At 36.9% G+C, this 25,566-nt stretch carries 22 protein-coding genes and 1 riboswitch; of the genes, 6 read left to right on the top strand and 16 right to left on the bottom strand.

Annotated features, from left to right (window positions below; all coding sequences use genetic code 11):
- Nucleotides 1-91: 91 nt before the first annotated feature.
- A complete protein-coding gene (locus WFN33_RS01320; protein ID WP_336950961.1) occupies nucleotides 92-1,144 on the bottom strand; it encodes an aldo/keto reductase in 1,053 nt (350 codons plus the stop codon).
- Between the two features lie 104 nt (nucleotides 1,145-1,248).
- Between WFN33_RS01320 and WFN33_RS01315 the strand changes: the two genes are divergently transcribed.
- Nucleotides 1,249-2,145: a LysR family transcriptional regulator gene (locus tag WFN33_RS01315; RefSeq protein ID WP_336950960.1), complete on the top strand. Its 897-nt coding sequence runs from the start codon at nucleotides 1,249-1,251 to the stop codon at nucleotides 2,143-2,145.
- 24 nt (nucleotides 2,146-2,169) lie between these two features.
- Here WFN33_RS01315 and WFN33_RS01310 read toward each other — a convergent pair whose 3' ends face one another.
- The gene (locus WFN33_RS01310; RefSeq protein ID WP_336950959.1) at nucleotides 2,170-2,490 is read right to left on the bottom strand and encodes a pyrimidine/purine nucleoside phosphorylase; all 321 of its coding nucleotides are present in this window, start codon (nucleotides 2,488-2,490) and stop codon (nucleotides 2,170-2,172) included.
- Between the two features lie 136 nt (nucleotides 2,491-2,626).
- Nucleotides 2,627-4,348, bottom strand: coding sequence for a glutamine--tRNA ligase/YqeY domain fusion protein (locus tag WFN33_RS01305; RefSeq protein ID WP_336950958.1), 1,722 nt, complete (start codon nucleotides 4,346-4,348; stop codon nucleotides 2,627-2,629).
- Between the two features lie 168 nt (nucleotides 4,349-4,516).
- Between WFN33_RS01305 and WFN33_RS01300 the strand changes: the two genes are divergently transcribed.
- The 3 genes from WFN33_RS01300 (at nucleotide 4,517) to nfsB (ending at nucleotide 7,088) form a co-directional block, all read left to right on the top strand.
- Entirely contained in the window at nucleotides 4,517-5,026 is a 510-nt protein-coding gene (locus WFN33_RS01300) for a peptidylprolyl isomerase (protein WP_105712525.1), read from the top strand.
- 92 nt (nucleotides 5,027-5,118) lie between these two features.
- Nucleotides 5,119-5,841, top strand: coding sequence for a UDP-2,3-diacylglucosamine diphosphatase (locus WFN33_RS01295; protein WP_336950957.1), 723 nt, complete (start codon nucleotides 5,119-5,121; stop codon nucleotides 5,839-5,841).
- Between the two features lie 593 nt (nucleotides 5,842-6,434).
- The gene (gene nfsB, locus WFN33_RS01290) at nucleotides 6,435-7,088 is read left to right on the top strand and encodes an oxygen-insensitive NAD(P)H nitroreductase (RefSeq protein ID WP_336950956.1); all 654 of its coding nucleotides are present in this window, start codon (nucleotides 6,435-6,437) and stop codon (nucleotides 7,086-7,088) included.
- A gap of 80 nt (nucleotides 7,089-7,168) precedes the next feature.
- On the opposite strand, the gene WFN33_RS01285 is transcribed toward nfsB, so the two are convergent.
- From WFN33_RS01285 to WFN33_RS01245, 9 genes are all read right to left on the bottom strand, one after another.
- Nucleotides 7,169-7,777 (bottom strand): DUF4303 domain-containing protein, encoded by a 609-nt coding sequence (locus tag WFN33_RS01285; RefSeq protein ID WP_336950955.1) that lies wholly within the window; start codon nucleotides 7,775-7,777, stop codon nucleotides 7,169-7,171.
- 82 nt (nucleotides 7,778-7,859) lie between these two features.
- Entirely contained in the window at nucleotides 7,860-9,104 is a 1,245-nt protein-coding gene (locus tag WFN33_RS01280; protein WP_336951465.1) for a D-amino acid dehydrogenase, read from the bottom strand.
- A 172-nt stretch (nucleotides 9,105-9,276) separates the two neighbouring features.
- Nucleotides 9,277-9,365, bottom strand: a riboswitch (glycine riboswitch).
- A 293-nt stretch (nucleotides 9,366-9,658) separates the two neighbouring features.
- Nucleotides 9,659-10,927, bottom strand: coding sequence for a D-amino acid dehydrogenase (locus WFN33_RS01275; protein ID WP_336950954.1), 1,269 nt, complete (start codon nucleotides 10,925-10,927; stop codon nucleotides 9,659-9,661).
- 720 nt (nucleotides 10,928-11,647) lie between these two features.
- Entirely contained in the window at nucleotides 11,648-12,784 is a 1,137-nt protein-coding gene (gene rodA, locus WFN33_RS01270; protein ID WP_336950953.1) for a rod shape-determining protein RodA, read from the bottom strand.
- A 99-nt stretch (nucleotides 12,785-12,883) separates the two neighbouring features.
- Nucleotides 12,884-13,603 (bottom strand): 2-C-methyl-D-erythritol 4-phosphate cytidylyltransferase, encoded by a 720-nt coding sequence (gene ispD / locus WFN33_RS01265; RefSeq protein WP_336950952.1) that lies wholly within the window; start codon nucleotides 13,601-13,603, stop codon nucleotides 12,884-12,886.
- Nucleotides 13,566-13,952, bottom strand: coding sequence for a cell division protein FtsB (gene ftsB, locus WFN33_RS01260; protein WP_336950951.1), 387 nt, complete (start codon nucleotides 13,950-13,952; stop codon nucleotides 13,566-13,568). The genes ispD and ftsB overlap by 38 nt, the downstream gene beginning before the upstream one ends.
- Before the next feature lie 400 nt (nucleotides 13,953-14,352).
- Complete coding sequence (eno, locus tag WFN33_RS01255) at nucleotides 14,353-15,642, bottom strand: phosphopyruvate hydratase (protein ID WP_004719930.1); 1,290 nt, start codon at nucleotides 15,640-15,642, stop codon at nucleotides 14,353-14,355.
- A 45-nt stretch (nucleotides 15,643-15,687) separates the two neighbouring features.
- Nucleotides 15,688-16,545 carry a 3-deoxy-8-phosphooctulonate synthase gene (gene kdsA, locus WFN33_RS01250; RefSeq protein ID WP_336950950.1) on the bottom strand — a complete coding sequence of 286 codons (858 nt, stop codon included), beginning with the start codon at nucleotides 16,543-16,545 and terminating at the stop codon, nucleotides 15,688-15,690.
- A gap of 30 nt (nucleotides 16,546-16,575) precedes the next feature.
- Entirely contained in the window at nucleotides 16,576-18,216 is a 1,641-nt protein-coding gene (locus WFN33_RS01245) for a CTP synthase (RefSeq protein WP_336950949.1), read from the bottom strand.
- A 229-nt stretch (nucleotides 18,217-18,445) separates the two neighbouring features.
- Between WFN33_RS01245 and WFN33_RS01240 the strand changes: the two genes are divergently transcribed.
- Complete coding sequence (locus WFN33_RS01240) at nucleotides 18,446-18,910, top strand: hypothetical protein (protein ID WP_004719918.1); 465 nt, start codon at nucleotides 18,446-18,448, stop codon at nucleotides 18,908-18,910.
- Between the two features lie 141 nt (nucleotides 18,911-19,051).
- On the opposite strand, the gene WFN33_RS01235 is transcribed toward WFN33_RS01240, so the two are convergent.
- A complete protein-coding gene (locus WFN33_RS01235) occupies nucleotides 19,052-20,470 on the bottom strand; it encodes an aspartate ammonia-lyase (protein ID WP_336950948.1) in 1,419 nt (472 codons plus the stop codon).
- Between the two features lie 145 nt (nucleotides 20,471-20,615).
- On the opposite strand from WFN33_RS01235, the gene WFN33_RS01230 reads away from it, so the two are divergent.
- Nucleotides 20,616-21,491, top strand: a complete 876-nt coding sequence (locus WFN33_RS01230; RefSeq protein ID WP_336950947.1) for a LysR substrate-binding domain-containing protein — start codon at nucleotides 20,616-20,618, stop codon at nucleotides 21,489-21,491.
- A 294-nt stretch (nucleotides 21,492-21,785) separates the two neighbouring features.
- Here the strand turns inward: WFN33_RS01230 and WFN33_RS01225 are convergent, their stop codons facing one another.
- The 3 genes from WFN33_RS01225 to WFN33_RS01215 form a co-directional block, all read right to left on the bottom strand.
- Complete coding sequence (locus WFN33_RS01225; protein ID WP_336950946.1) at nucleotides 21,786-22,868, bottom strand: YheT family hydrolase; 1,083 nt, start codon at nucleotides 22,866-22,868, stop codon at nucleotides 21,786-21,788.
- 90 nt (nucleotides 22,869-22,958) lie between these two features.
- The gene (locus WFN33_RS01220) at nucleotides 22,959-23,369 is read right to left on the bottom strand and encodes a nuclear transport factor 2 family protein (protein WP_336950945.1); all 411 of its coding nucleotides are present in this window, start codon (nucleotides 23,367-23,369) and stop codon (nucleotides 22,959-22,961) included.
- Nucleotides 23,370-23,512: 143 nt separating this feature from the next.
- Entirely contained in the window at nucleotides 23,513-25,537 is a 2,025-nt protein-coding gene (locus WFN33_RS01215; RefSeq protein WP_336950943.1) for an NADPH-dependent 2,4-dienoyl-CoA reductase, read from the bottom strand.
- Between the last annotated feature and the right edge of the window lie 29 nt (nucleotides 25,538-25,566).

Below are 25,566 nucleotides of genomic sequence, written 5' to 3'. Positions count from 1 at the left end.
ACTTATATTGAATTATATAGATAACAAAGTGATACTGATAACATAAGTGCTATGTAATCAGTATCATGTTTTTGTTAATAAATTTAACCAATTAGTTTTGAATAAGTGATGATTCAACGATGCTCTGATAGCGCTCTGAAAATTGACCATTCCAATATGGATAATATGGATATGCTGGATAAACCGCACTGGCTTGATTTAAACGCTGTAATTGTGAATCCATAAGTACTAGATCTTTTGCAATGAGATTATCTTGCAGTTGTTGTTGATTTCGAGCACCAATCAATACAGTCGAAACGGTAGCTCGTGTTAACAGCCATTTTAAAGCAATTTGTGGGACTGAATTTCCCGTTTCTAATGCAATCTGTTTTAAAGTATCGATCACTTGATAAAGATATTCTTTGTTTACGGGTGGTGCAAATTGTGCTGTTTCATGTAAGCGACTATTTTCAGGCATAGGACGCTCACGATCAAACTTACCCGTCAAACGTCCCCATCCCAAAGGACTCCACACAACAGCACCAATATGCTGATCATGATTTAAAGGCATCAATTCCCATTCATAATCCCGACCTATCAATGAATAATACACCTGATGTGCTACCATTTTTTCATAACCATAACGATCTGCAATCGACTGTGCTTTCATCAATTGCCAGCCTGAAAAATTAGATGCCCCGATATAACGAACTTTTCCGCTTCGGACCAATTCATCTAAAGTTTTCATAAGCTGATCGAGTGAAGTAAAGCTATCAAACTGATGTAACTGTAGAACATCGATATAGTCTGTATTTAATCGTTTTAACGATTGCTCTACTGCATGAATTAAATAATGACGACTAAATCCGACCTGATTCACTTGCTCATTGCTACGAAGCGCAACTTTAGTTGAAATAATCGTACTGTGCCGATAAGGCGCTAATGCAATTCCAAGCATTTTTTCAGATTCACCGTCTGAATACACATCGGCAGTATCAAAGAAATTAATTCCTGCATCTATACATGTGCTAATCATTTGATTCGCTTCGATCTGCCCTGTTTGTCCCCATGCAGAAAATAGAGGACCTTTTCCTCCAAAGGTTCCAGCACCAAACCCCAGCTCAGATACTTTTAAACCAGATTCGCCTAAAAAATTATATTTCATGATCATTCACCTTGATTGAATAATGTGTCTCATCACAAAATAACAACTTGGTATTGTTTAAAAAATCAGGATAATAAGAAATTACTTTTTCGATTTTATGGAAAATGAATACACAAGACTTTCATTTCTTCTTACGTGTCGCAGATTTGGGTTCAATCAGCCAAGCCGCAAAAGAAGCCAATATTGCAGTTTCAGTGGCAAGTCAACGAGTGCAAAGGCTTGAAAATCAGCTTAGCCTTAAACTTTTTTATCGCACGACACGTAAACTGAGTCTGACTGAAGAAGCCAAAATATTGATTAAGCAAGGACGTCCACTTCTCGATAGTTTTCAAACATTGACCGAAAATTTAAAGCTTCAAGATCAAAAACTTTCAGGGAGCATTAATATCACGGCTTCCGCAACCTTTGGAACCCAGATACTAGTTCAAGTTATTGCTGAGTTTTTAAAACACCATTCTGAATTATTAATCAATCTAGATTTAAATGACCAAAATGTAGATCTTATTACCCAAGGTATGGATATCGCAATTCGCATAGGCAAACTACAAGACTCTTCTTTAATTGCAAAACCTTTATCTATCAATAAACGCTTACTTTGTGCTGCACCTGAATATCTAGCTAAATTTGGTATCCCCAAACGTTTAGAGGATTTACAGCGACATCGTTGTATCGTGCAGCGTCATCAACAAGGCATCACCAATACATGGAAGTTTCTGGATCATGCTAAATCCAATCAAAGATTAAATATCCACGTAAATGGCTATTTTATTAGTAACTCAGGCGAAGGGATTCGTCAGGCATCTTTGGCAGGGCTCGGCATATCCAATCACTCACTTTGGCATGTCAAAAACGATTTAGATTCAGGAAAACTGGTTCATGTGCTTCCTAATTTTATGGTAGAACCCACTGCTATTTATGCTGTTATTCCAGATAAAAAATTAATCTCTGATAAAGTAAAAGTTTTTATTGAGTATTTACAGGATTACTTTAAAGAATTCTAATGATGATTTGCCTAACATTATTTGTTATTCTAAATGACAAACATAATCTACAACTTCGCTAGATTGCAGACTAAAACGACTATTTGCAGGTACAGTAAAAGATTCTCCACAACTGTAGACCTCCATTTCTTCTTGATCTGCTATCCGAACCAAGCATTTTCCAGAAACAATTTCAATGCGCTCAGTCACATGAGTTTCAAAAGTTAAAGGTTTCTCTGTGGGTAAAATTACCCCCAATGTTTTCTTCGAACCATCTTTACATTCGATAAGATAACTGATTGATCGTCCTTTATAATGAACATTAGGTTTAATATGGACCGTAACAAAATCAAATTGGGAAGACATATATTTGTCCTGATTATTATTTATGCATTTACTATATCTTTTTTCTATAGTATTACTCAATCAATTTTAAACAACATGAAAAAAACCTAGCCAAAGCTAGGTCTTAATTCATGATTTCATTCAGGATTGAATAAAATTATTTACCCGGTTTAAAGCTATCTTTCAAATCTAAGACACGATTGAACACAGGTTTATCTGCTGTATGATCATATTGATCCGCAACAAAATAACCCTCGCGTTCAAACTGGAAACGATCTTCTGGCTGCGCTTTTGCCAAAGCAGGCTCAATTACCGCTTGAAGTACCGTTAAAGATTCTGGATTTAAGTTTGCTAAGAAATCATCATCCGCATCTGGTGCAGCTTCGGTGAATAAACGATCGTAAACTCGAACCTCAGCAGGAATCCCTTTCGACGCAGAAACCCAATGTACAACGCCTTTCACTTTACGACCTTCTGGGTTTTTACCTAAAGTTTCCGGATCAATAGAACATTTCAACTCGATCACTTCGCCATTGGCATCTTTAATCACTTCATCACACTTGATCACATACGCATGACGTAAACGCACTTCACCCTCAGGAACTAAACGTTTAAAACCTTTTGGCGGAACTTCTTCAAAGTCTTTACGATCAATAAAAATTTCAGAGGTTAAAGGAATAATACGATCGCCCATATCTACATTTGGATGACGTGAATGGCTTAAATTCAAATCTGCTGGCAAGTTGGTCAAAGTCACTTTCAGCGGATTTAAAACAGCCATACCACGTGCTGCTGTATTTTCAAGGGATTGGCGAATACAGAATTCAAGCATAGCCACATCTACGATACCGTCTGTTTTAGATACACCTACACGCTTACAAAACTCACGTAACCCTTCAGGAGTAAAACCACGACGACGCATGCCCACCACAGTTGGCATACGCGGGTCATCCCAACCATGAACATAGTTACCTTCTACCAATTTACGTAATTTACGTTTAGAGGTAATCGTATAATCTACATTTAAACGGCTAGATTCATACTGACGTGGAACCGATTGTGAGTGCACTTTCTCAACAACCCAATCATAAAATGGGCGATGGTCTTGAAACTCTAAGGTACATAATGAATGTGTAATCCCTTCAATCGCATCTGACAATGGATGAGCATAGTCATACATTGGGTACATTTTCCATTTATCACCAGTTTGGTGATGTTCTGAATGAAGTACACGATATAGAATTGGATCTCGCATATGTACATTTGGTGATGTCATATCAATTTTGGCACGTAATACTGCTTCACCTTCGGCCAATTCACCATTGTTCATTTTTTCAAAACGAGCAAGGTTTTCTTCAATAGATGCATCACGATAAGGTGAGTTTTTACCTGGCTCGACAAAATTACCACGGTTAATTCTAATTTCTTCTGGGCTTTGTAGATCTACATAAGCATCGCCCTGTTTGATCAACTGAACTGCCCAAGCATGTAATTGGTCAAAATAACTTGATGCATAGCGAGGTTCGCCATTCCATTCAAAACCTAACCATTTTACATCATTGGCAATACCGTCAACATATTCTTGTTCTTCAGCATCTGGGTTGGTGTCATCAAAACGCAAGTTACATAAACCATCGTATTCTTGAGCGATACCAAAATTTAAGCAAATAGCCTTTACATGGCCAATATGTAGATAACCATTTGGCTCAGGTGGAAAACGCGTAACAACTTTTTGTGTACGGCCCGCTGCCAAATCTTCTGTAATGACTTGGCGTACAAAATCTAAGCCCGCTTGTTGTTCTTGCTGCGCATTATCGACAGGGCTTGGACTATTTGTCGGAGTTTTCGGCAGTTCTGAAACAACATCATTTGGCTTCATAGTTGATAAATCACTTCTAAAAGTTAAAATTGAATATATAAAATGTGATTTTATCCTTTTTTAACAAAAGAATTTCACATTTTTACTTGCTATGTAGTTTACAGTTTGCTTATGCTTCTCTCAACCAAAAACCCATGACATTTTTAGTCATGATTAGGAGATTATAGAATGAGTTTTCCTCAAGTCGAATTAAACACCAACAAAGGACGCATTGTTCTTGAACTTAACTCTGAAAAAGCACCAAAAACTGTTGCTAACTTTTTAGAATATGTTCGTGATGGTTTTTATGATGGCGTAATCTTCCATCGTGTTATTGACGGTTTCATGATCCAAGGCGGTGGCATGGATGAAAACTTCAAAGAAAAAACCACACGTGATTCAATTGAAAATGAAGCGGACAATGGTTTAAGCAATGATGAGGGTACAGTTGCAATGGCACGTACTCAAGCACCTCACTCTGCTTCTGCACAATTTTTCATCAATGTAAAAAATAACTCTTTCCTTAACCATACAGGTAAAACTGCTCAAGGTTGGGGTTATGCAGTATTTGGTAAAGTGACTGAAGGCTTAGACATCGTTGAAGCAATCAAAGGTGTTCGTACAGGTAACCGTGGTTATCATGCTGATGTTCCTTTAGAAAACATTGTGATTGAATCTGCAAAAATTATCTCTGAATAATTTATAAATCCTCCCGAAGCTTCTTTTAAATAAAGGGATATTGTTCCCTTTACTAAGCAAGGTTAGGAGGAGTTATTAAATAGGAAAAATAAGTGACCTATCTGTTTATCGCTGATTTACATTTGTCACCAGAACACCCTCGACTGGTTCGAGGGTTTTTTGATTTATTAGAACACTATAAATATCAACACACACAACTGTTTATTCTCGGTGACTGGTTTAATGCTTGGATTGGGGATGATTATACTGCGCCTTGGTTAGATGAAATTATTGAGCATCTAAAACAATTTTCCTTGCAAGCTGGTAATCAAATTTATTTTCAAGTGGGTAATCGTGACTTTGCTTTAGGGGAAAAATTTTTAAATCAGTTTGATGGCAAACTACTTCCCGAATTTTATACATTTACCATAGCTGATAAACAATTTCGACTTGAACACGGCGATGCTTTATGTACCGATGATATCTCTTATCAACGATTTAAGAAAATTATTCGCAATCCGATTGTATTGGGACTTTTAAAAAGTACTCCACTTGGTTTTAGACAAAAACTTGCTAATGGTTTTCGTAAAAAAAGCCGTGAGTCTCAACAAAATAAGTCCTATGAAATTATGGATGTTAACCAACAAGCAGTAGAAAAAGCAATTAATAATGTCGATCTGTTGGTTCATGGTCACACTCATCGCCCTGAAATTCATGATGTAAATGGTAAAGCTAGAATTGTTTTAGGAGATTGGCGTGAAAAAACATCTGAAGCAATGATTTTAGAAGTGGATGAAAATGCGGATTGGAAATTTATTAAGTGGATTATTCAATAACTCCCCCCCTTAAACTAAACAGATTTAATAATTCCATAAAATTAAAACCATCCAAACATGAATCAATATCACAGAAAGCTTAATAGTAAAAATAGACGAGAATGCTTATTAGTATATTATCCAGCAGAGAGCAAAAATTGAGCCTATAAATAATATTATGTCTTTCAACTTATTCCACTTTTTCATGGAGTAAAAAATGATAAAAGAATTTTAATACTTAATTATTAAAAAATGTCTTTTCCTCTACACTACTCTATCAAATTTCTCTTAAGTTAATACTGTTAAATGAGTTTCTGATCATTCTAAAACCAATGATTTTTCTGCTGTAATTAACGAATCCAATCTATTGTAATACCAGATAAATAGCGGATTTAAGAGTTTAATAAAAACACGAAATAAAATATTAAGAATTAATCAATTAATTTATGCTTTTTTGCAGGGATATATTGGTTCAAATTTAATCCATTGATAAAATTTACAAATATTTATCCCAGCTAAAAAAGATTTTCCACCTTTATTTACGTTTTGAAGATTCACATTTCGCCATTTTAGCATACAATATATCGAAAATTTACGATATATGAGATCGCCTTATGGATGTATTAAATGTAGCAAAAACACGTTACACCACAAAAGCTTATGATTCTTCTAAAAAGATTCCTCAAGCACAATTTGCACGTTTACTTGAAATCCTGCGTTTAACCCCATCGTCAATCAATATCCAGCCTTGGCATTTTTTTATTGCTGACAATGATGCAGCTAAACAACGTATTGCTAAAGCCTTAGTCGGAAAATATAGCTACAACGCACCAAAGGTTTTAGATTCATCACATACGATTTTATTCTGTACCAAAGCAGATATTACAGAACAGCACCTGAGTAATTTACTTCAGCAGGATGATCTCAGTGGCCGCTTTAAAGATGACAAGGCTAAGCAAGGTCAAAAAGACAGTCGTACAGGCTATGTCTCTTATTATCGCAATGAAAAAGGTGATATTCAGCGCTGGGCGGAAAATCAAACCTTTATCGCACTGGGTCAAATGCTATTAGCTGCAGGTATTGAAGGTATCGATGCAACGCCAATCGGTGGTTTTGACGAAGATATTCTGACTGAAGAATTAGGCTTAATTGAAAAGAATTTGGTCCCGTCTGTGATTATGACACTCGGTTATCGTAGTGATACTGACTTTAATGCAAAATTGCCCAAGTCTCGTTTAACCCAAGAAGATGTCTTTACTCGTCTATAACGTTTAAAGTGCTTGCTTCCACTCAATAAGTGCTGTGGGACACATCACGTCCCTCAGCATTGAATCATAAGCATATTTTGTTAAGAGAAATCACTTTCACAGGCATCCATAAATTCATTGATTAATGCACTTGGATTGGCTTTTTTGGTCCACGAAATGGGTTCTTCATAATATTCAAGCTCATGAATAATGACTGGAAGATTTTTCCCAAATGTATCTTGAAGAATATTTTCAGAAAATAATTGCTGAACTATTTTGATTATTTGTGTAATAAACAATTGAGCAAACTGCTCGCCTTTTTCTAAAAGTTCATTAAATAGTGCATCATCTTCTTGTTCAGCATATTCCATCTGTTTTTGAGAATAATAAAATGGTGTTTGCTCAAACCATTGTGCCAAAAGCTGATCATTCTCTCCCCCAATATCCCAAGACGGTTGTTGTAACCAATAGGCATAATTCCATTTCGCTTCAGCTTGACTCGAAGATTCAGAAATTTGCGACTCAAACTGTTCAATGGTATTAAAGTTCAGCTCAACTTTGGGAAAACAAGGTTCATCATCATCACAATAATAGTACAAGGCCAAGGCGTACACATCGTGATAATTTTGTGCAATATATTGAATCGATTCAACTAACTTTACATAGCTCGTTTCATGCCAGTGCTTTTGAGTTGTTGATTCTATATTCATAACACACCTAATTATTTTTACCAGCACTCTGGTGAATATGGACATTCACCAGAGTGCAAATACAAAAATATTGCCTATACGATTAAATCGGATGCGAGCTTGCAATTTCCTGACTAATCATCACAGCTGTTGCAGCAGACAACGTCCAGCCTAAATGTCCATGCCCTGTATTATAAAATACCCGTTCACGTTTTCCACGTTTTACCACAGGCATCATATTCGGCATCATTGGTCGTAAACCCGCCCACGGGATACAATGCTCGGTTGAAATATCGAAGTTCTTATTGACCCAATCTGTTAAAGGTTGGATACGATCTGAGCGGATATCTCGATTATAGCCATTAAATTCAGCAGTTCCAGCAATACGTAAACGATTAGCGCCTAATCGTGACGTGACGATTTTCGCGCTTTCATCGAGCAAGCTGACCCAAGGTGCACCATTAATACTTTCTTCATCATTCAATTGTACGGTGATCGAATAGCCTTTTACAGGATAAACATTCACACGATCGCCCAATTGATTGGCCAATTGATAACTACCAACACCGCCACAAATCACCACGGCATCTGCACTGAGTTGTTCAACTGCTACTGAACCACCTTCCATGTTTTCAACACTCGAATGATATTGAATATTCACCCCATTGGCAGTGTGTTCTACATTAATAACTTCCATACCAAATAAATATTTTACCCCATATTTTTCAGTCGCTTTGGCAAGTCCAGTGGTAAATTTATGAATATCCCCCGTTGCATCACCTGGACAATAAAAGCCTCCATAGTACTCACCCGTCAAACTCGGTTCGATAGATTTAATTTCTTCATTGGTCACTGCATGGCGTTCTAAACCACCTTTACATAACAGCGCATTGACGTTGGTTGCCACTTTATAATCATATTCAGAATGGTAGAAATGCAAGATGCCACGTTTTTCTAAATCAAAATCAATCCCTTCATGTTCAGCAATATTAAATAGCCTTTGACGCGCTAAAAGTGCCATTTTCACTGTATTTTGAGTATTTGCTTCATAGTGTTTGATATTGCCAAGGAATTCGACCAGCCATGCATATTTGTGCAAATCAAAAGATGGATTGAGCAATAATGGTGCATCTTTCTTCGCCATCCATTTAATACCTTTTAACACAGTGGATTTTTGATTCCACACTTCAGCATTACACGCAGACAGCTGTCCACCATTGGCAAATGATGTTTCCATTGCGGGAAATAAATGTTTATCAATAACAGTAACTTGATAACCTAATTGAGCAAGTTCATAGGCAGAAGTAACACCTGTAATACCAGAACCAATAATGACGACATGACACATACGCACACTCCGTTGAAATGCAATATTTTTAATTACATTGTCAATGTATGCCCCATCTGTCATGTGTACCTGAGAGCTTCGATAAAAACCTAAACTATTTAGGCTTTACCATCCCCTTCGGTGAGTCATTTCTTTTTTGTTTTCAATAGAATGACTTCTCTCCAGAGGTTTTACAATGATTACAGTCCTTTTGCCTGAGAGTTTCCGGGGTCGTTGCTCCTTCGGCGAGTCCGCAAGAGACTTCTCTCCTGCAATCATCTTTCCTTGTATTAGCAATTAATATGCCATGAATTTGCTCGAATACAAGTAAAATATGTTCAATTATTATCTAATTTTTAAATCGCTTAAGAATTAAATAGCTTAGTCAATAACTTGATCACTGACTCTGGCTTTGTTGTAGTTTGATTGAAATTAGCCTAAATCGCCTCATCTGAATTTTCTTCATTAAAACCACGAAGTGAAAGCATAAACCAATGCCAAAAATGCACATTGGAAAATGAAATTGCCTGTTCTGCGACTTGCTAACTTTGGTTCATATCAGTTTCACAAACATCTTAGTGATTCACTGAGTCATATCGAAACACATTCAAATCATCATATTCAATTTGTGGTGTGGTTCCAGAAATAATGTCCGATAATAATTTTGCAGAACCACATGACATGGTCCAACCCAAGGTACCGTGCCCTGTATTGGTATATAGATTTTGATACCTTGTTTGCCCAACAATCGGGGTACCATCTGGTGTCGCAGGTCTTAAACCCGTCCAGAAATTTGCATCTGATAAGTCACTTGCATTTGGAAATAATTGTTGTAAAACCATAAGCAAAGTGTCTTCACGACTAGATTTTAACGAGCGATCAAACCCATTAATTTCAGCCATCCCCCCTACACGAATTCGATCATCAAAACGGGTTAAGGCAATTTTATAAGACTCATCTAAGATTGTAGACACTGGTGAAAGTGCCGGATCAACAATTTTGGTGGTAATCGAATAGCCTTTTAATGGATATACAGGCGCATCAATTTCCAATTGTTTGAGCATTTCATGACTATAGCTGCCCAGTGCCATGACATAAACATCTCCCTTGATTTTACGACCATCTTTTAAATGAATCGCGGTAATCCGTTCAGCATCTTTTTCGATTGATTCTATTACCGTATTAAATAAAAAATTGACCCCTTGTTTGGCTGCAAGCTCCGCCAACTCTGTTGTAAATTTTTGGCAATCGCCTGTCTGGTCATTCGGTAAACGCAAACCACCAACAAAATCAACAGTTGCGTGGGCTAAAGCAGGTTCAGCCTTGATTACGCCAGCTTTATCCAACAACTCAAATGGCACGCCTTCATGTTTTAAAACTTCGGTATCTTTGCCTGCCACATCCAATTGATGTTGTTTTCGAAAAAGTTGTAATGTACCTAATTGGCGCTCATCAAAATGAATTTTAGTCTCCGCACGTAATTCATCTAGACAGTCACGGCTATATTCAGAAATCCGTACCATTCGCTCTTTATTGATTTGGTAGCGATTGATATTACATTCAGCCAACATACGGATCATCCACTGATACTGATGCATATCACCCGTTAGCTTAATTGCCAATGGTGAATGTGGTTGAAACATCCATTTAAACGCTTTTAATGGAATACCTGGTGCAGCCCAAGGCGACGCATAACCCGGCGAAATCTGCCCAGCGTTGGCAAAACTGGTTTCTAAAGCCACATTGGGTTGCCGATCGATCACAGTGACTTCATGACCTGCTTGTTTTAGATAGTAGGCGGATGTTGTACCAATAACACCAGCTCCCATGATGATGATATGCATATTGAACCGAACCTTATACGATTTAATCGTCTTATAATAAGAATAATGTAGTTAGAGAAATAATTTATATGACCATTTTAATTTAGCACTTAGAACAGATTTAGCAATACTGATTTGATGTTGAAGTGTCAGCTTAAATTCGATTTCAAATAGATACATCATTCACAATATCACATGATTTTTAAACCATCAGCAAATTATAGCTGCCTAGTCAAAAAACTCAGACATAAGAATACAATTTCTCCTAATTAATATTTTTAGTTAAATTAATTGCATAGAAAAAGAAATTGTTCCGTTATAAAAAAACTTGCAATGCCACACTTTACATTCAAAGTTTCAATTCCTTTGCGTTGGCGATACCTCACTTTTCGTAGGAGATGCCAAACCTTGCGCTGCAAACAAAGCAGTGCTTTTTCTTTACTCATGGGCGCCGCCCAACGGCGACATCCATGTCGCCACACAATAGAACAACCATCTATGATTCAAAAGTACACCAAACGAATTTAAAACCAACAGTATCTAAAAGTTCATCCAAAAAAATATTTATTATTTACGATCAATAATTTGATGCATTGCACTTGTATGAATAATTAGGTAGTTTGACAATCTAAGGAACTTAAATTTAAGAAAAACTTTTTTATTTATATTTGATACTATCCTCCTCTAAAAAAGAGAAGGAATAGCTTTAGTTTAAGAAATTTTAAATTTTGAAGATTCTATTTATTTATGCGTATGGATAGACATAACGATACCAAAACTCGCTAACAACGCAATTACCGCCGATCCACCATAACTCATAAGTGGTAATGGATCACCAGTCACAGGTAAAATCCCACTGACCATACCAGAGTTTACAAATACATAGAAAAACAAAGACAAACCAATCGTACCTGCCAATAAACGACCATAATTATGGAAACTGCTTAAGCTAATGATCATACATCTAAAAATCATTGCGGTATAAAGTGCAAATAAGAAGAATACCCCAATAAAGCCAAATTCTTCTGCATAGGTCGACATAATAAAATCAGTATGATGTTCAGGTAAATAGCCCAACTGAGACTGTGTTCCTTCTAAGAATCCACGCCCTGTCATTCCGCCTGAACCAATCGCAATTTTAGATTGGATAATATTCCATCCTGCCCCAAGCGCATCTGACTCAGGATCAAATAAGGTCATAATCCTTTTCTTTTGATAAGCTTGTAATACAAAAGTCCAAATTAAAGGGAACGCCAGTGCTAATGCCGCTAAAGTCCCAATAATTAAAGTCCACGACATGCCACTTAAAAACAAAGCAAACACGCCACCAATCACGATACCAATTGCCAAGTCTGGTTGTAATAATGCTAATACGAAAGGCACCATCATAATAATCAAGGCAATTACAATATGTTTAAACTTTGGCGGCAACGGGTTACGTGCAAAATACCATGCCATCATCAGTGGCATGGCAAACTTCATAAATTCGCTGGGTTGCATACTGCCAATCCCTGGAATGGTCAGCCAGCGCTTTGCCCCTAATCGAACATCACCGACCAATAAAACCAGTATCAACAACAAAATTGCAAACAAATAAAACCAAGGGCTAATCGCTTGATATACTTTTGGTGGAATTTGTGCACAAATAAAAAGCAAAATAAAACCAACACCGAAACTCACGGCTTGTCGAATGACCATAGACATATCTTCAGAAGATGCGCTATAGACCATCAATAAACCCAAAATTGCATTGATAATTAAAAAGCCCAATAACCAAGGATCAAGGTGTAATTTGTCCCACCTTGAAACTTTTTGATTAATACTTAAACCATCTCTGACTGATTGACGTAAAAACTTATACTGTGGCGATGGTGTCATGAATACAAATCTTAAACCTAGTTTAATCTGGTCAAATTATAGAGATAAATAGCGGTTGAGAAAATCAATCAATGCATAATTATTTTTATTTTCGTTGTTTTATTGCTGCGATTGCAAAATTAACTTGGCCAACTCCAAATCATCTGGATAAGTAATTTTAATATTATCAGAACGCCCCATCACTACTTTGACAGGTTCATTGATATATTCCAATGCACTCGCCTCGTCTGTAATGACAATATTATTCGCTAAAGCTTTTTCGATTGCCGTTTTAAGCTTTGAAAAGGTAGAAATTTGTGGTGTTTGTGCTTGCCACAATTGATCACGACTGACTGTTTTATTGATATCTTGCTGATTTTCAACACACTTCAAAGTATCTCGTACAGGAATTGCAAGAATTGCACTGCTGTTCAGGTTTATTGCGGTATCGACTAAGTTTTCAAGACATTGCTGTGTCACACAAGGACGAGCAGCATCATGTACAAAAACCAAATCATCGGCTTGTGCAAATTGTTCTAAATAACGCAACGCATTTAAAACCGAATCAACACGTTCTGTACCACCCAAACAAAAATGACTCAAATGTTTATTTTTTAATGGCAATGTTTGAGCATAATGATCTTGCTCACCCACAGCAAGTACATAACCCGCAAGTGGTAAATCGTTTAAACGCGCTATGGTATGCGCTAAAACTGTTTGATTTTGGATGACTTGGTATTGTTTTAGTTCAGTTTTTGAAAAACGACGACCTGAGCCAGCCGCAGGAACAATTGCCCAAATTTTACGGTTGTTCTGGCGCAGGTTCGTTGTCATCTTCATTGGTTCTTAAATCTACACTTGGATCGGTATAAATAGGTTTGTAATGGGTACTAATGGTACTCATTTGTACAAAAGTTTCATGTGGCTTTACTAAGCCAAGGTCTAAACGTGCATGTTCTTCTATGGCTTCAGCACCATTTTTTAAATCATACACTTCAGCAGCAAGAATTCGGTTGCGTTCTTTTAACTCAGCATTGACTTCAGCTTGCTGTTCAATTTGCTGTAGTAAAGCTTGATGAGGGAAATGACCACCCTCACCAAACCAAAAGCGATATTGTAATACCACAACAATTAAAATCGCGAGTATTGCAATCACTTTACTTGAAGTTGTTTTAAAGACTTCTAACATGTATTTGCGTCTTGAGTAACAGCATTAAATTAAGATGCTAATATACATCAAATATTTTGTATGAAGAACACTAAACTATGCGAAAACTGCAAAACTAGAACAAAATAAATTCTCTTTTTTATAAAAGAATAATTATGTGCTCAATAATCTACTTGGTAATTAAAAATTTAAGAATTATCTTTATGCTAAAAACTCATATATCGCGATATTATTTATTATAAATTTTCTTTTCCACAAACTATGCTAATTAAACTCCACCTCTAAATTTCATTATTTATCAATTACATCATATTAAATCTCACTTAACACATACTATTCTTGATTATTTTTAGCGAATAAAAAGCCATTCCCTATATCAAATAAAAGAATGGCCTTTTTTAAATTAAATCAATAAAAGATATTAATTTAAACCTTTAAACTCAGCTTTACCGCGATAAGCAGCATGAGTCAATTCTTCAATACGAAGCAATTGGTTATATTTTGCAACGCGGTCAGAACGGCAAAGTGAACCAGTCTTAATTTGACCTGCTGCTGTACCTACAGCAAGATCTGCAATTGTAGAATCTTCAGTTTCACCAGAACGGTGTGAAATCACAGTGCTGTAGCCATTTGCTTTAGCAAGATAGATTGCATCTAAAGTTTCAGACAAAGTACCAATTTGATTGTATTTAATTAAGATAGAGTTACCTACTTTCTCATCAATACCACGTTGTAAAATCTTAGGATTTGTAACGAACAAATCATCACCGACCAATTGGATTTTATCGCCTAGGATAGAAGTCAAATAGCTCCAGCCTTCCCAATCAGACTCATCTAAACCATCTTCGATTGAGATAATTGGATATTGTTTAACAAGACCAGCAAGATAGTCAGCAAATTGGTTACTTGTGAATGCTTTGTTGCCTTCACCTGCAAGAATATATTGACCATTTTTGTAGAATTCTGAAGATGCACAATCAAGTGCAAGCATAATATCAGAACCTGCTTTATAGCCAGTTGTTTCAATTGCAGAAAGAATAACAGTAATTGCTTCTTCATTGGAACGTAAGTTAGGCGCAAAACCACCTTCATCACCAACTGCTGTATTTAAACCTTGCTTTTTCAATACAGATTTCAAAGCATGGAAAATTTCAGCACCAGCACGTAAAGATTCAGCAAAAGATGTGAAACCTACAGGTTCAATCATGAATTCTTGAATATCAACAGTGTTGTCTGCATGTGCGCCACCGTTCAAGATGTTCATCATTGGAACAGGCATAGACAAAGTTGTTTGGCCACGAAGATCTGCAATATATTGGAATAGTTCAGTTTTCTTCTCAACAGCAGCAGCACGCGCAGCAGCTAAAGATACAGCTAAAGTTGCGTTTGCACCTAATTTTTCTTTGTTTTCAGTGCCATCAAGCGCAATCATTTTGTCATCAAGTGCTTTTTGTTCAAATACGTTTTGACCTTTTAATAAGTCTTTGATTTGACCATTTACGTTTTGAACAGCAGTGCGAACACCTTTACCTAAGTAACGTGATTGATCACCGTCACGAAGTTCTAAAGCTTCACGAGAACCAGTTGAAGCACCAGATGGTGCACATGCACGGCCAACAACGCCAGAGTCTAGGATTACGTCTGCTTCGATGGTTGGGTTACCACGAGAGTCCAAAATTTCACGTGCACGAATGTCAACGATTTGGCTCATGAATAATTCCTCAGTTGATTAAAAATAAGATGCTTTCTAAGCGCATCAATGTGTATCTAACTTTTTGAAACCTTTAACTAAGGTATCCAATTCTTTTAACTGCGCTAAAAACGGCTCAAGCTGCGACATACGTAATGCACAAGGTCCATCACACTTTGCATTTTCAGGGTCTGGATGACTTTCTAAAAATAAACCTGCAAGCCCAGTCGCCATACCTGCACGAGCTAAGGTTGTGATTTGAGCACGACGTCCGCCTGCTGAATCTGCACGACCGCCCGGTGTTTGCAATGCATGCGTTACATCAAAAAATACTGGTACATTCATTTCTTTCATGGTGTCGAAACCCAGCATATCAACGACTAAGTTGTTATAGCCAAATGACGTACCACGTTCACACAAAATGAGTTTGTTATTACCCGCTTCTAAACACTTATTTAGAATATGGCTCATTTCACGAGGAGAAAGGAATTGCGCTTTTTTGATATTAATAATGGCTTGAGTTTTCGCCATTGCTTCAACCAAATCAGTCTGACGACTGAGAAATGCTGGAAGCTGGATAATATCTGCAACTTCAGCGACAGCGGCAGCTTGGTGAGGTTCATGGACATCGGTAATAATCGGAACATTAAAATGCTTTTTAATGTCACCTAACCATTCGATACCTTTTTCCAAACCAGGGCCACGGAACGAATGTAAGCTTGAACGATTGGCTTTATCAAAACTGGCTTTAAATACATATGGTATTTCTAAACGCGTACAGATATCGACATAAGTTTCTGCAATTTCAAAAGCTAAGTCTTTCGACTCAAGTACGTTCATGCCGCCGAATAATACAAATGGCAAGTGATTTGCCATTTGTATATCGCCTAAACGTACAATTTCTTGTGGTTTTAATTGTGACATTTAAACTTCCTAGTTTAAGTTCTTACATACTTACTTGCTGTTTTGGTGCTGCTTTTTAGCAGCATCGATAAAACTAGCAAATAATGGATGTCCATCACGTGGTGAACTTGTAAATTCTGGGTGGAATTGTACAGCAATAAACCAAGGATGTTCAGGAATTTCTACAGTTTCAACAAGATGTTGCGCAGTAGAATAACCTGAAATTTTCATACCTGCTTGTTCAATTGCAGGAATGAAGCGATCATTCATTTCATAACGGTGACGATGACGTTCAGTAATTTCAGCTTTGCCGTAAACTTCACGTGTTTTAGTACCTTCAACCAATTCTGATTTTTGGGCACCTAAACGCATTGTGCCACCAAGGTTTGACTCAGTACTACGATGCTGGATTTCACCACGTTCATCTAGCCATTCCGTAATTAAACCAATCAATGGGAATTTTGTTGAACGATTAAACTCAGTAGAAGTCGCTTCTGGCATAGCAGCAACATGACGAGCAAATTCAATTACGGCCAATTGCATACCTAAACAAATACCCAAGAAAGGTACTTTGTTTTCACGGGCATATTGAATCGCCTGCATTTTACCTTCAGTACCGCGCTCACCAAAACCGCCAGGAACTAATATTGCATCAATACCTTTTAATACTTCAGCAGGATTTTGGCCTTCAAGTTCTTCTGCATTGATATACTCAATTTGAACTTTGACACGATTTTGAATACCTGCATGTAATAGTGCTTCATTAACAGACTTATATGCATCAGGCAATTCAACATATTTACCTACCATCGCAACTCGAACTGTGTATTCTGGGTTCAATAATGCTTCAACAACATGATCCCAATCCGAAAGATCAGCTTCAGGCAAGCTGTCATAACCAAAACGTTCACAGATTAAATCATCAACATTTTGTTCATAAAATGTACGAGGAATTTGATAAATTGAACGCGCATCTTTACACACCACAACGGCACGTGCTTCAACGTTTGTAAAGAGTGCGATTTTACGGGTAGTATCTGCGTCAACATCATGTTCAGTACGACAAATCAGAATGTCGGGTTGAATACCAATCGACAATAATTCTTTAACAGAATGTTGAGTTGGTTTGGTTTTAAGTTCAGCAGCAGACTTGATATATGGCAATAAAGTCAAATGCATCAACATGGTACGTTTATGACCAAGCTCAACCATCAACTGACGTACAGATTCCATGAATGGGAGAGATTCAATGTCACCTACTGTCCCACCGATTTCCACAATGGCAACGTCATAACCTTCGCCTGCGCGAAGAACACGTTCTTTAATATTATCCGTAATATGCGGAATAACTTGTACTGTACCGCCGAGGTAATCACCACGACGTTCTTTATTTAAAACGTCTTGATAAACACGACCTGAAGTAAAGTTATTCAATTTGGTCATTTTGGCACGACGTAAGAAACGCTCGTAATAACCCAAATCTAAGTCAGTTTCAGCACCATCTTCTGTGACAAATACTTCACCGTGCTGGAATGGGCTCATAGTCCCAGGATCGACATTAATGTATGGATCCATTTTGACCATGGTTACTTTTAAACCACGGGCTTCTAAAAGTGCAGCAACTGAAGCAGCTGAAATACCTTTACCTAGTGATGATACAACACCACCAGTTACGAATATAAAATGGGTCATTAAGTTTCTCGTACAATGGAGCCTAAATTGGCCTACAATGTTGTGCGATTTTACTTTACCTTGTACCAAGAAAGCAAAGTCAATTCACATCAATTCATAGAACAATAAACAATTGGCTATTCTATCAGCATTTCCAATAAAAAATTAGCACTTGATAAGGTGATTTTTAAATATCATTTTGCTGTTATACTAAGTAACATCTCTTTAATACGTTTTGTTTTGAGTCATTATGAATAAGAAATTTTTAATTTGTGGTGCAATTGCGACAGCGCTTTTGGTATCTGCTTGTGTAAAAAAAGAAGAGCCTAAAGAAGCTGAGCAAGAGAAAGTTGAAACTGCTCAGCCTGCGACTTCTGAACCGACACAGTTTGAAAGCTTACCAAGCGTTGAACAGAATAATGCACAACAAGTCGAAATTCCGGCACATGTAGAAGTTGAACGCACAGAAACAGCAAATACAACCACAGAAATTCGACGCGAGCCAACGCATGAAGCTCATGCAACAATGCCAAGTGCACAAGCAGAAAGTAAACCTGCTGCGACTGAGGCAAAGCCTGCAAAAGCAGAGTCAGTAAAAACTGAAACTGCACAAACTAAAACTCCAGCACCAAAAGCAAGCTCTGGTTCAGCCCAATCTGAAGATGATGCTGTTGCCGCAGCCATCGCTGCTGCTACACCAGCTTTGAAAAACTAAGATTTTTCATCACTAAAAAAAGGGAAATTATAATTTCCCTTTTTTATAACTCTGTATAAATATTAAGCTTTATCTGTCATATGAAACTTAATTTCTAATGTAAGTCATGAATTGCTTAAATTGCACAATAAGTTTAAAAAACTAAGCTGCGTGTTGTTTTGGCTGAACCATGTTATGAACAGCAAGTACATCCGCCAAAATTTCATCTGAAAGTAATCCCTCAGCTTTAATCAAAGCCAAAACACTCTCCCCAGATTCATTTGCCATCTTTGCAATTCGTGTAGTAGTTTCATAACCTAAATATGGGTTTAACACCGTAATGATACCAATTGAGTTATCCACTAAATGCTGACAATGTGCCGCATTGGCACGAATATTTTGGATGCACTTTTCATTCAGCATTTGCATTGCTTTACCTAATAGTTCAATAGATTCAAATAGTTTAAGCGCAATTAATGGCTCAAACGCATTTAATTGTAGTTGTCCACCTTCTGCAGCCAAAGTAATTGCTAAATCATTTGCAATAATTTGATAACACGCCAAATTCATCGCTTCAGGAATCACTGGATTTACTTTTCCTGGCATGATTGAACTACCAGGCTGGCGTGGTTCCAATTGTATCTCGCCGATACCAGTACGTGGCCCACTCGATAACAAACGTAAATCATTAGAGATTTTAGACAACTTGGTTGCAGTACGTTTGAGTAAACTTGATAAAAGTACAAAGTCACCCATATCTGTAGTCGCTTCAATCAAATCAGGTGAGCTTGAAATGTTTTTACCAGTGATTTCTGATAAAGCTTGAATCGCATTTAAGCGATACTCAAGCTCGGTATTAATTCCCGTACCGATTGCTGTTCCACCTAAGTTAATCACACTGAGTGAATCTGGCATAATATGATTTAACTTTTGCAAATCATTTTGTAAGGTATGCGCAAAAGCACTAAATTCTTGCCCTAATGTCATCGGTACTGCATCTTGTAACTGAGTACGTCCCATTTTCAAGATATCAGAGAACTCTTCAGCTTTGCGACCTAAGCTTTCAATTAGTTTTTGAAACGGAATATTGAGATGATCCAATGCAAACAATAGACCTATTTTTATTGCACTTGGGTATACATCATTGGTCGATTGAGACATATTTACATCGTTATTGGGATGTAGATATTGATATTCGCCTTTTGCATGACCCAGAAACTCTAATCCAATGTTTGCAATAACTTCATTTGCATTCATATTTGTAGAAGTTCCTGCTCCACCCTGAATCATATCAATAGGGAATTGATTATGGTATGAACCATTTATCAATTGCTGACATGAATGTTGAATCGCTTTATATTTATTTTCTTCAATTTTATTTAATTTAAAATTAGCCTCTACACAAGCAGACTTCACCATAGCAAGCGCTTGAATAAAAATAGGGAAATGACTTAATTTATGCGCACTTAGGTTAAAGTTCTCAACCGCTCTTAATGTTTGTACACCGTAATAGCAATGAAATGGGACTTCTTTCATTCCCAATAAATCTTTCTCAGTTCTCGTTTTAATTTCAATGTTCATTTGCAATGTAACTCTACGAAGATAATCAATTCATCTTAGGTGAAACAATCTAAACTTGACCAATGTAAAAAAATATATCTGTATGCATTTTTTGCATATCACTTGTTATACTTTGCTTGAGTTAAATCTTTATTGGTGATTGAACATGACGCTTGAAATTCGGTGGATAGAGGATCTTCTTGCATTAGACCAAGAAAAATCCATTTCTAAAGCTGCATCTATACGTCATGTCACTCAATCGGCTTTTACACGTAGAATACAAAATATTGAAGAGTCGTTAGGGTTTCAAATTTTAAAGCGTTATAGTAAAAACATTGATTTTACAGATGCTGGTCAAGTCTTACTCTCCACAGCAAAAAACATTAAAAACCAAATGGATACAACAATAAAATATTTAGAGAAAAATATTAAGGATAATGAACTCTCAATTAAATTTGCAGTATCACACTCACTCATCACGCAGTTTTTTCCCAAATTTATTCAAAAACTATACTCAGACTATAATGATCTAAAGTTGGAAATTATTGCTGCAAATCTGCAACAAGGCATACATTTATTAAAAGAAGGTTCTTGTGATTTTCTCATTTGTTATTGTGATCAACTCACTTTACAACAATTGGATCTCACACTTTTTACCTATCATAAAATTGTAAATATGCAAATTGTGCCAGTTACAGCAAGCAAAAATGGATTACCTAAATACCAACTTAACCAGACATTCCCCCTTTTGGCCTATAGTAAACAAGCCTATCTGAGAAAATGTGTAGATAAAATTATAGAAAGTAAACTCAATTATCGAACATTATATGAAACAGATAATGCCAGTGACTTAAAAGCCTTGGCTTTACAAGGCTTAGGCGTAGCTTGGTTACCTCGCTTACTGATTGAAGAAGAAATAAATGAAAATAAATTAAAAATACTTGATGGTTATAGTTTCTTTCAAGATATTTATATCGTTCGTAGCAATATTATTTACTCACAAAAGATAAATTTTGTTTGGAATTATTTAGCACTTAAATAGGCCTTTATTTTAAATAAAGATCTTTCTTACTTCAAAAAATGATCATATAACGTGAATCTATTGATATTGAAAAGTGCTTTTTCTCACTGGAAGAAGGCTAGGATGGGTGTGATTTTATGTTGATCTATGTTTTAACATCGACTTATAAAAGAAGTCTAATATTTACCTTAGCTTAGAACTTAGCATCGATCAAACACCACAGTTGAGCAATTAAAACTGACGGATCAAATAATAATAATAATAGTTTGATCTGTCAGTTTTTTAACTTGAATAGATATTTATTGGTATTGCATATCATGAATACTGTTTTAAAAAATCAGCCATTAAACGAGAAGCCCAAGATTTTGTATTGAGTCCTTCATAAAAACCACAATGACTGCCCTTTTTAGTTGTCACTACCACAACATTATCCATATTTTGAATGGTTTCTTTAAACGGTTCTAAATTCTTGATTGAACATACAGGATCATCTTCTGAGTTTAGAATCATTAATGGAATTTTAACATTTTCAAATACATAAATTGGATTGGTGGCTTTTGAGTAGCTTTCATAATCTGAAAAACCAGCCATTTCAAAATATTCAGTCTGAAACTCTTGTAGGGTTTTCGTTTGTAGAACATTTTGTACCGAATGTAATGGTGTCCATGTTTGCTCATAAGGCTTAATAAATGCCTTAAACAATTTTTTGGTCATGACTTTGGTATAGAAAGGATGGACATTTTGAAACCCAAGCTCGGTATCATAACCAGGGCACATGGCAAAAGCAGCTTTAAAAGGTGTATCTAGGCCTTGTTCACCAAGATAACGCACAAGTAGGCCTGTACCAGCGGAAGAACCTACTGCATAAAGATCAGATTGTGGAAATGTGTTTTGAATCGAAGCCAATTGTTCTTTTAAATCAGAAGTTGAACCAAAAATTGACATGAGAGGAACAGGCATAGGTAAGCCCGCATGCCCACGGCGTAGACATAATGCAATACGCCATCCCGTATACTCATGGAGATCTTTGACCAATTCACGCATACTGTCAGGTGTGCCTGTAATCGTATGCATAATCACGATAGTTGGGGTTTCTTGTGGTAAATCGTAGCCATACCAAGCAATAGCCGTGATACCGCCATCTTGCATGGTCAGCTGATCAATTCGATCATAGTCCAGCTTAACGGATTTTTTCTTAATTAAATCAAAATATAACAGGTGAGCATGGGTATTGCTGAGCCATGGTGTAGGACGATATTTATTTTGTAGTTGAGGCAGTTTCTTAATGATCTCAGACATTTTCCCTTGCTGATTAAAATAAAGCTTTGGTAATTCAGCACCTGTCACTTGATCCAATAAATCTTGGCTAATCTCAGTAAACTTATGTAATACAGACATTTTCCACCTCAACTCTTTTATCACTCATCATCATTTTAAAAATTAAGAAATTTTTCACGCTTAATTTTATTTATTGCAGTATATACGTAATTAGGCTTTAGGTATAAAGCTGGCCATACGTTGCCCCATTTGAGCTGCCAATGCTTCCAAACCACTTTTTGGTCGAATCATCACTTCAAAATCAACAATTTGACCTTGTTCATTAAAACGAATCATATCAATCCCTTTTAATTTTTTTTCACCCACATTGGCAGAAAATTCTAAAACTACACTTTGCTCATCTTCTGTAAAAAATTCTCGATGATATGTAAAGTTTTCAAAAATTTGAATCACATTACTTAAAATGAAAAAGACCACTTGCTTACCTTCATAGGGGTTATAAGCCACAGGTGAACGAAAAACCACATCGTCTGCCAGTAATTCATTTAAAAGACTCATGTCTCGACTTTCCAGCATGTTGTGCCATTTTTTGATTGCAGGCTTGGTATTTGTATAACTCATTTTTTATATCCCTTTGATTTGAAATAATTTGAATTCGTTTCCAGTCATTTTCTTAAAAATCCAGTCATGAAGTCCCTTCTCTCGCAGCATGCTTCACACTACACATGATTTAAAGAGAAGGAGTTCAAACAGGGTTTATTCTTTTAAATCACAGCTGCCAATTCAGCACCTTGGCGAATTGCACGCTTCGCATCTAACTCGCCCGCTTCTTTTGCACCACCAATCAAATGTACAGATTTTCCATCAGCTTGGAGTTGATCAAACATCGCTGTATAAGGTTCTTGGCCTGCACAAATCACCACATTGTCGACATCTAAAATCATGGTTTTGTCGCCAACCGTAATATGTAAGCCCTGATCATCAATCTTGTCGTAACTTGCGCCAGGAATCATATTGACATGACGATGTTTTAAACCTGTACGATGAATCCAACCTGTTGTTTTGCCTAAACCAGCACCAACAGATTTGGCTTTACGTTGCAGTAAATATATTTCACGAGGAGATTGTTCGATCTCAGGTTGTTTCAATCCACCCACATGTTCATATGATGTATCAATTCCCCATTCATCATAGAATTTTTGTGGATTTAAGCTGCCACTTTCACCTTCATGAGAAAGATATTCAGCAGTATCAAAACCAATACCGCCTGCACCAATAATTGCCACTTTCTTACCGACAGGTTTACGCTCGCGTAAAACCTCGATATATGACAAAACTTTTGGATGATCGATACCTTCAATATTTAAATGGCGAGGCGTTACACCTGTAGCCACCACAACATCATCAAAGTCACCTGTCGCTAACTCTTCATAGCTTGCAGTGTGGTTAAGTACCAGTTTGATATTCGGTTGTAATTCAATTTTACGTTTAAAATAACGTAAAGTTTCATAGAACTCTTCTTTGCCAGGAATGGTTTTTGCAATATTAAACTGACCACCAATCTGATTAGATGCTTCAAAGATTGTGACTTTGTGTCCACGATCAGCTGCATATGTTGCAAAACTAAGTCCTGCTGGACCTGCCCCAATCACAGCAATATTTTTAGCTTCTGGTGATTCTTTAAAAATAAGTTCAGTTTCATAGCATGCACGTGGATTGACCAAACACGTTGCAATTTTCATTGAAAAAATATGATCTAAGCAAGCTTGGTTACAACCGATACAGGTATTGATTTCATCAGCACGGCCTTGTTCAGCTTTCAATACAAAATGCGAATCTGCAAGCATTGGGCGCGCCATCGAAATGATATCGGCATCACCTTGAGCCAAGACATGCTCAGCCATTTCAGGCGTATTGATACGGTTCGAGGTAATTAAAGGAACTTTGACGGAACCTTTTAATTTTTTAGTCACCCAAGTAAATGCGGCACGCGGTACTTTGGTGGCAATGGTTGGAATACGTGCTTCGTGCCAGCCAATTCCAGTATTGATAATGGTTGCACCAGCTTTTTCAATTTCTTTGGCAAGTTGAATTACTTCTTCAAGTGTAGAGCCACCTTCAACCAAATCCAGCATAGATAAACGATAGATAATGATGAAGTTTTCGCCGACTTCCTGACGTGTTCTTCTGACAATTTCAATCGGGAACCGGATACGGTTTTCATAACTTCCTCCCCATTCATCATCGCGATGATTGGTTCGTGCAGCAATAAACTCATTGATCAGATAACCTTCTGATCCCATGATTTCCACACCATCATAACCTGCGATTTGTGACAATTTTGCACAATTGGCAAAGTCTGCAATGGTTTGATGAACTTCTGCTGAAGTTAAAGCATGCGGTTTAGTTGGATTGATGGGCGCTTGTATCGCAGATGGTGCAACATTTTCAGGCTGATATGAGTAACGACCTGTATGTAAAATTTGCAGTGCTATTTTACCGCCAGCATCATGCACAGCTTTGGTAATGACCTTATGTTTTTCTGCTTCTTCTAAATGATCCAGTTTTGAACCACCAAAGAATGTTACCCCATGATCATTGGGCGAGATACCACCCGTCACAATTAAGCCAACACCACCTGCTGCACGTTCTGCATAAAATGCAGCCATACGTTCATATCCACCTTGGACTTCTTCTAGTCCAACATGCATTGAACCCATCAATACACGGTTTTTTAATGTGGTAAAGCCTAAATCTAAAGGCGCAAGTAAATGCGGATAATTAGACATGTGAACTCCCTTGGCGTGCTCTCGCTAGC

Source organism: Acinetobacter sp. AS167, from assembly GCF_037152175.1.
Taxonomy (GTDB): domain Bacteria; phylum Pseudomonadota; class Gammaproteobacteria; order Pseudomonadales; family Moraxellaceae; genus Acinetobacter.
Note: the sequence above shows the minus strand (reverse complement) of the source record. Positions and strands in the feature narration are given on the sequence as shown.

What these genes read in the sequence shown, in the direction of transcription:
- WFN33_RS01320 (WP_336950961.1), bottom strand. Translation starts at nt 1,144, where the DNA reads ATGAAATATAATTTTTTAGGCGAATCTGGTTTAAAAGTATCTGAGCTG.
- WFN33_RS01315 (WP_336950960.1), top strand. Translation starts at nt 1,249, where the DNA reads ATGAATACACAAGACTTTCATTTCTTCTTACGTGTCGCAGATTTGGGT.
- WFN33_RS01310 (WP_336950959.1), bottom strand. Translation starts at nt 2,490, where the DNA reads ATGTCTTCCCAATTTGATTTTGTTACGGTCCATATTAAACCTAATGTT.
- WFN33_RS01305 (WP_336950958.1), bottom strand. Translation starts at nt 4,348, where the DNA reads ATGAAGCCAAATGATGTTGTTTCAGAACTGCCGAAAACTCCGACAAAT.
- WFN33_RS01300 (WP_105712525.1), top strand. Translation starts at nt 4,517, where the DNA reads ATGAGTTTTCCTCAAGTCGAATTAAACACCAACAAAGGACGCATTGTT.
- nfsB (WP_336950956.1), top strand. Translation starts at nt 6,435, where the DNA reads ATGGATGTATTAAATGTAGCAAAAACACGTTACACCACAAAAGCTTAT.
- WFN33_RS01285 (WP_336950955.1), bottom strand. Translation starts at nt 7,777, where the DNA reads ATGAATATAGAATCAACAACTCAAAAGCACTGGCATGAAACGAGCTAT.
- WFN33_RS01280 (WP_336951465.1), bottom strand. Translation starts at nt 9,104, where the DNA reads ATGTGTCATGTCGTCATTATTGGTTCTGGTATTACAGGTGTTACTTCT.
- WFN33_RS01275 (WP_336950954.1), bottom strand. Translation starts at nt 10,927, where the DNA reads ATGCATATCATCATCATGGGAGCTGGTGTTATTGGTACAACATCCGCC.
- rodA (WP_336950953.1), bottom strand. Translation starts at nt 12,784, where the DNA reads ATGACACCATCGCCACAGTATAAGTTTTTACGTCAATCAGTCAGAGAT.
- ispD (WP_336950952.1), bottom strand. Translation starts at nt 13,603, where the DNA reads ATGAAGATGACAACGAACCTGCGCCAGAACAACCGTAAAATTTGGGCA.
- ftsB (WP_336950951.1), bottom strand. Translation starts at nt 13,952, where the DNA reads ATGTTAGAAGTCTTTAAAACAACTTCAAGTAAAGTGATTGCAATACTC.
- eno (WP_004719930.1), bottom strand. Translation starts at nt 15,642, where the DNA reads ATGAGCCAAATCGTTGACATTCGTGCACGTGAAATTTTGGACTCTCGT.
- kdsA (WP_336950950.1), bottom strand. Translation starts at nt 16,545, where the DNA reads ATGTCACAATTAAAACCACAAGAAATTGTACGTTTAGGCGATATACAA.
- WFN33_RS01245 (WP_336950949.1), bottom strand. Translation starts at nt 18,216, where the DNA reads ATGACCCATTTTATATTCGTAACTGGTGGTGTTGTATCATCACTAGGT.
- WFN33_RS01240 (WP_004719918.1), top strand. Translation starts at nt 18,446, where the DNA reads ATGAATAAGAAATTTTTAATTTGTGGTGCAATTGCGACAGCGCTTTTG.
- WFN33_RS01235 (WP_336950948.1), bottom strand. Translation starts at nt 20,470, where the DNA reads ATGAACATTGAAATTAAAACGAGAACTGAGAAAGATTTATTGGGAATG.
- WFN33_RS01230 (WP_336950947.1), top strand. Translation starts at nt 20,616, where the DNA reads ATGACGCTTGAAATTCGGTGGATAGAGGATCTTCTTGCATTAGACCAA.
- WFN33_RS01225 (WP_336950946.1), bottom strand. Translation starts at nt 22,868, where the DNA reads ATGTCTGTATTACATAAGTTTACTGAGATTAGCCAAGATTTATTGGAT.
- WFN33_RS01220 (WP_336950945.1), bottom strand. Translation starts at nt 23,369, where the DNA reads ATGAGTTATACAAATACCAAGCCTGCAATCAAAAAATGGCACAACATG.
- WFN33_RS01215 (WP_336950943.1), bottom strand. Translation starts at nt 25,537, where the DNA reads ATGTCTAATTATCCGCATTTACTTGCGCCTTTAGATTTAGGCTTTACC.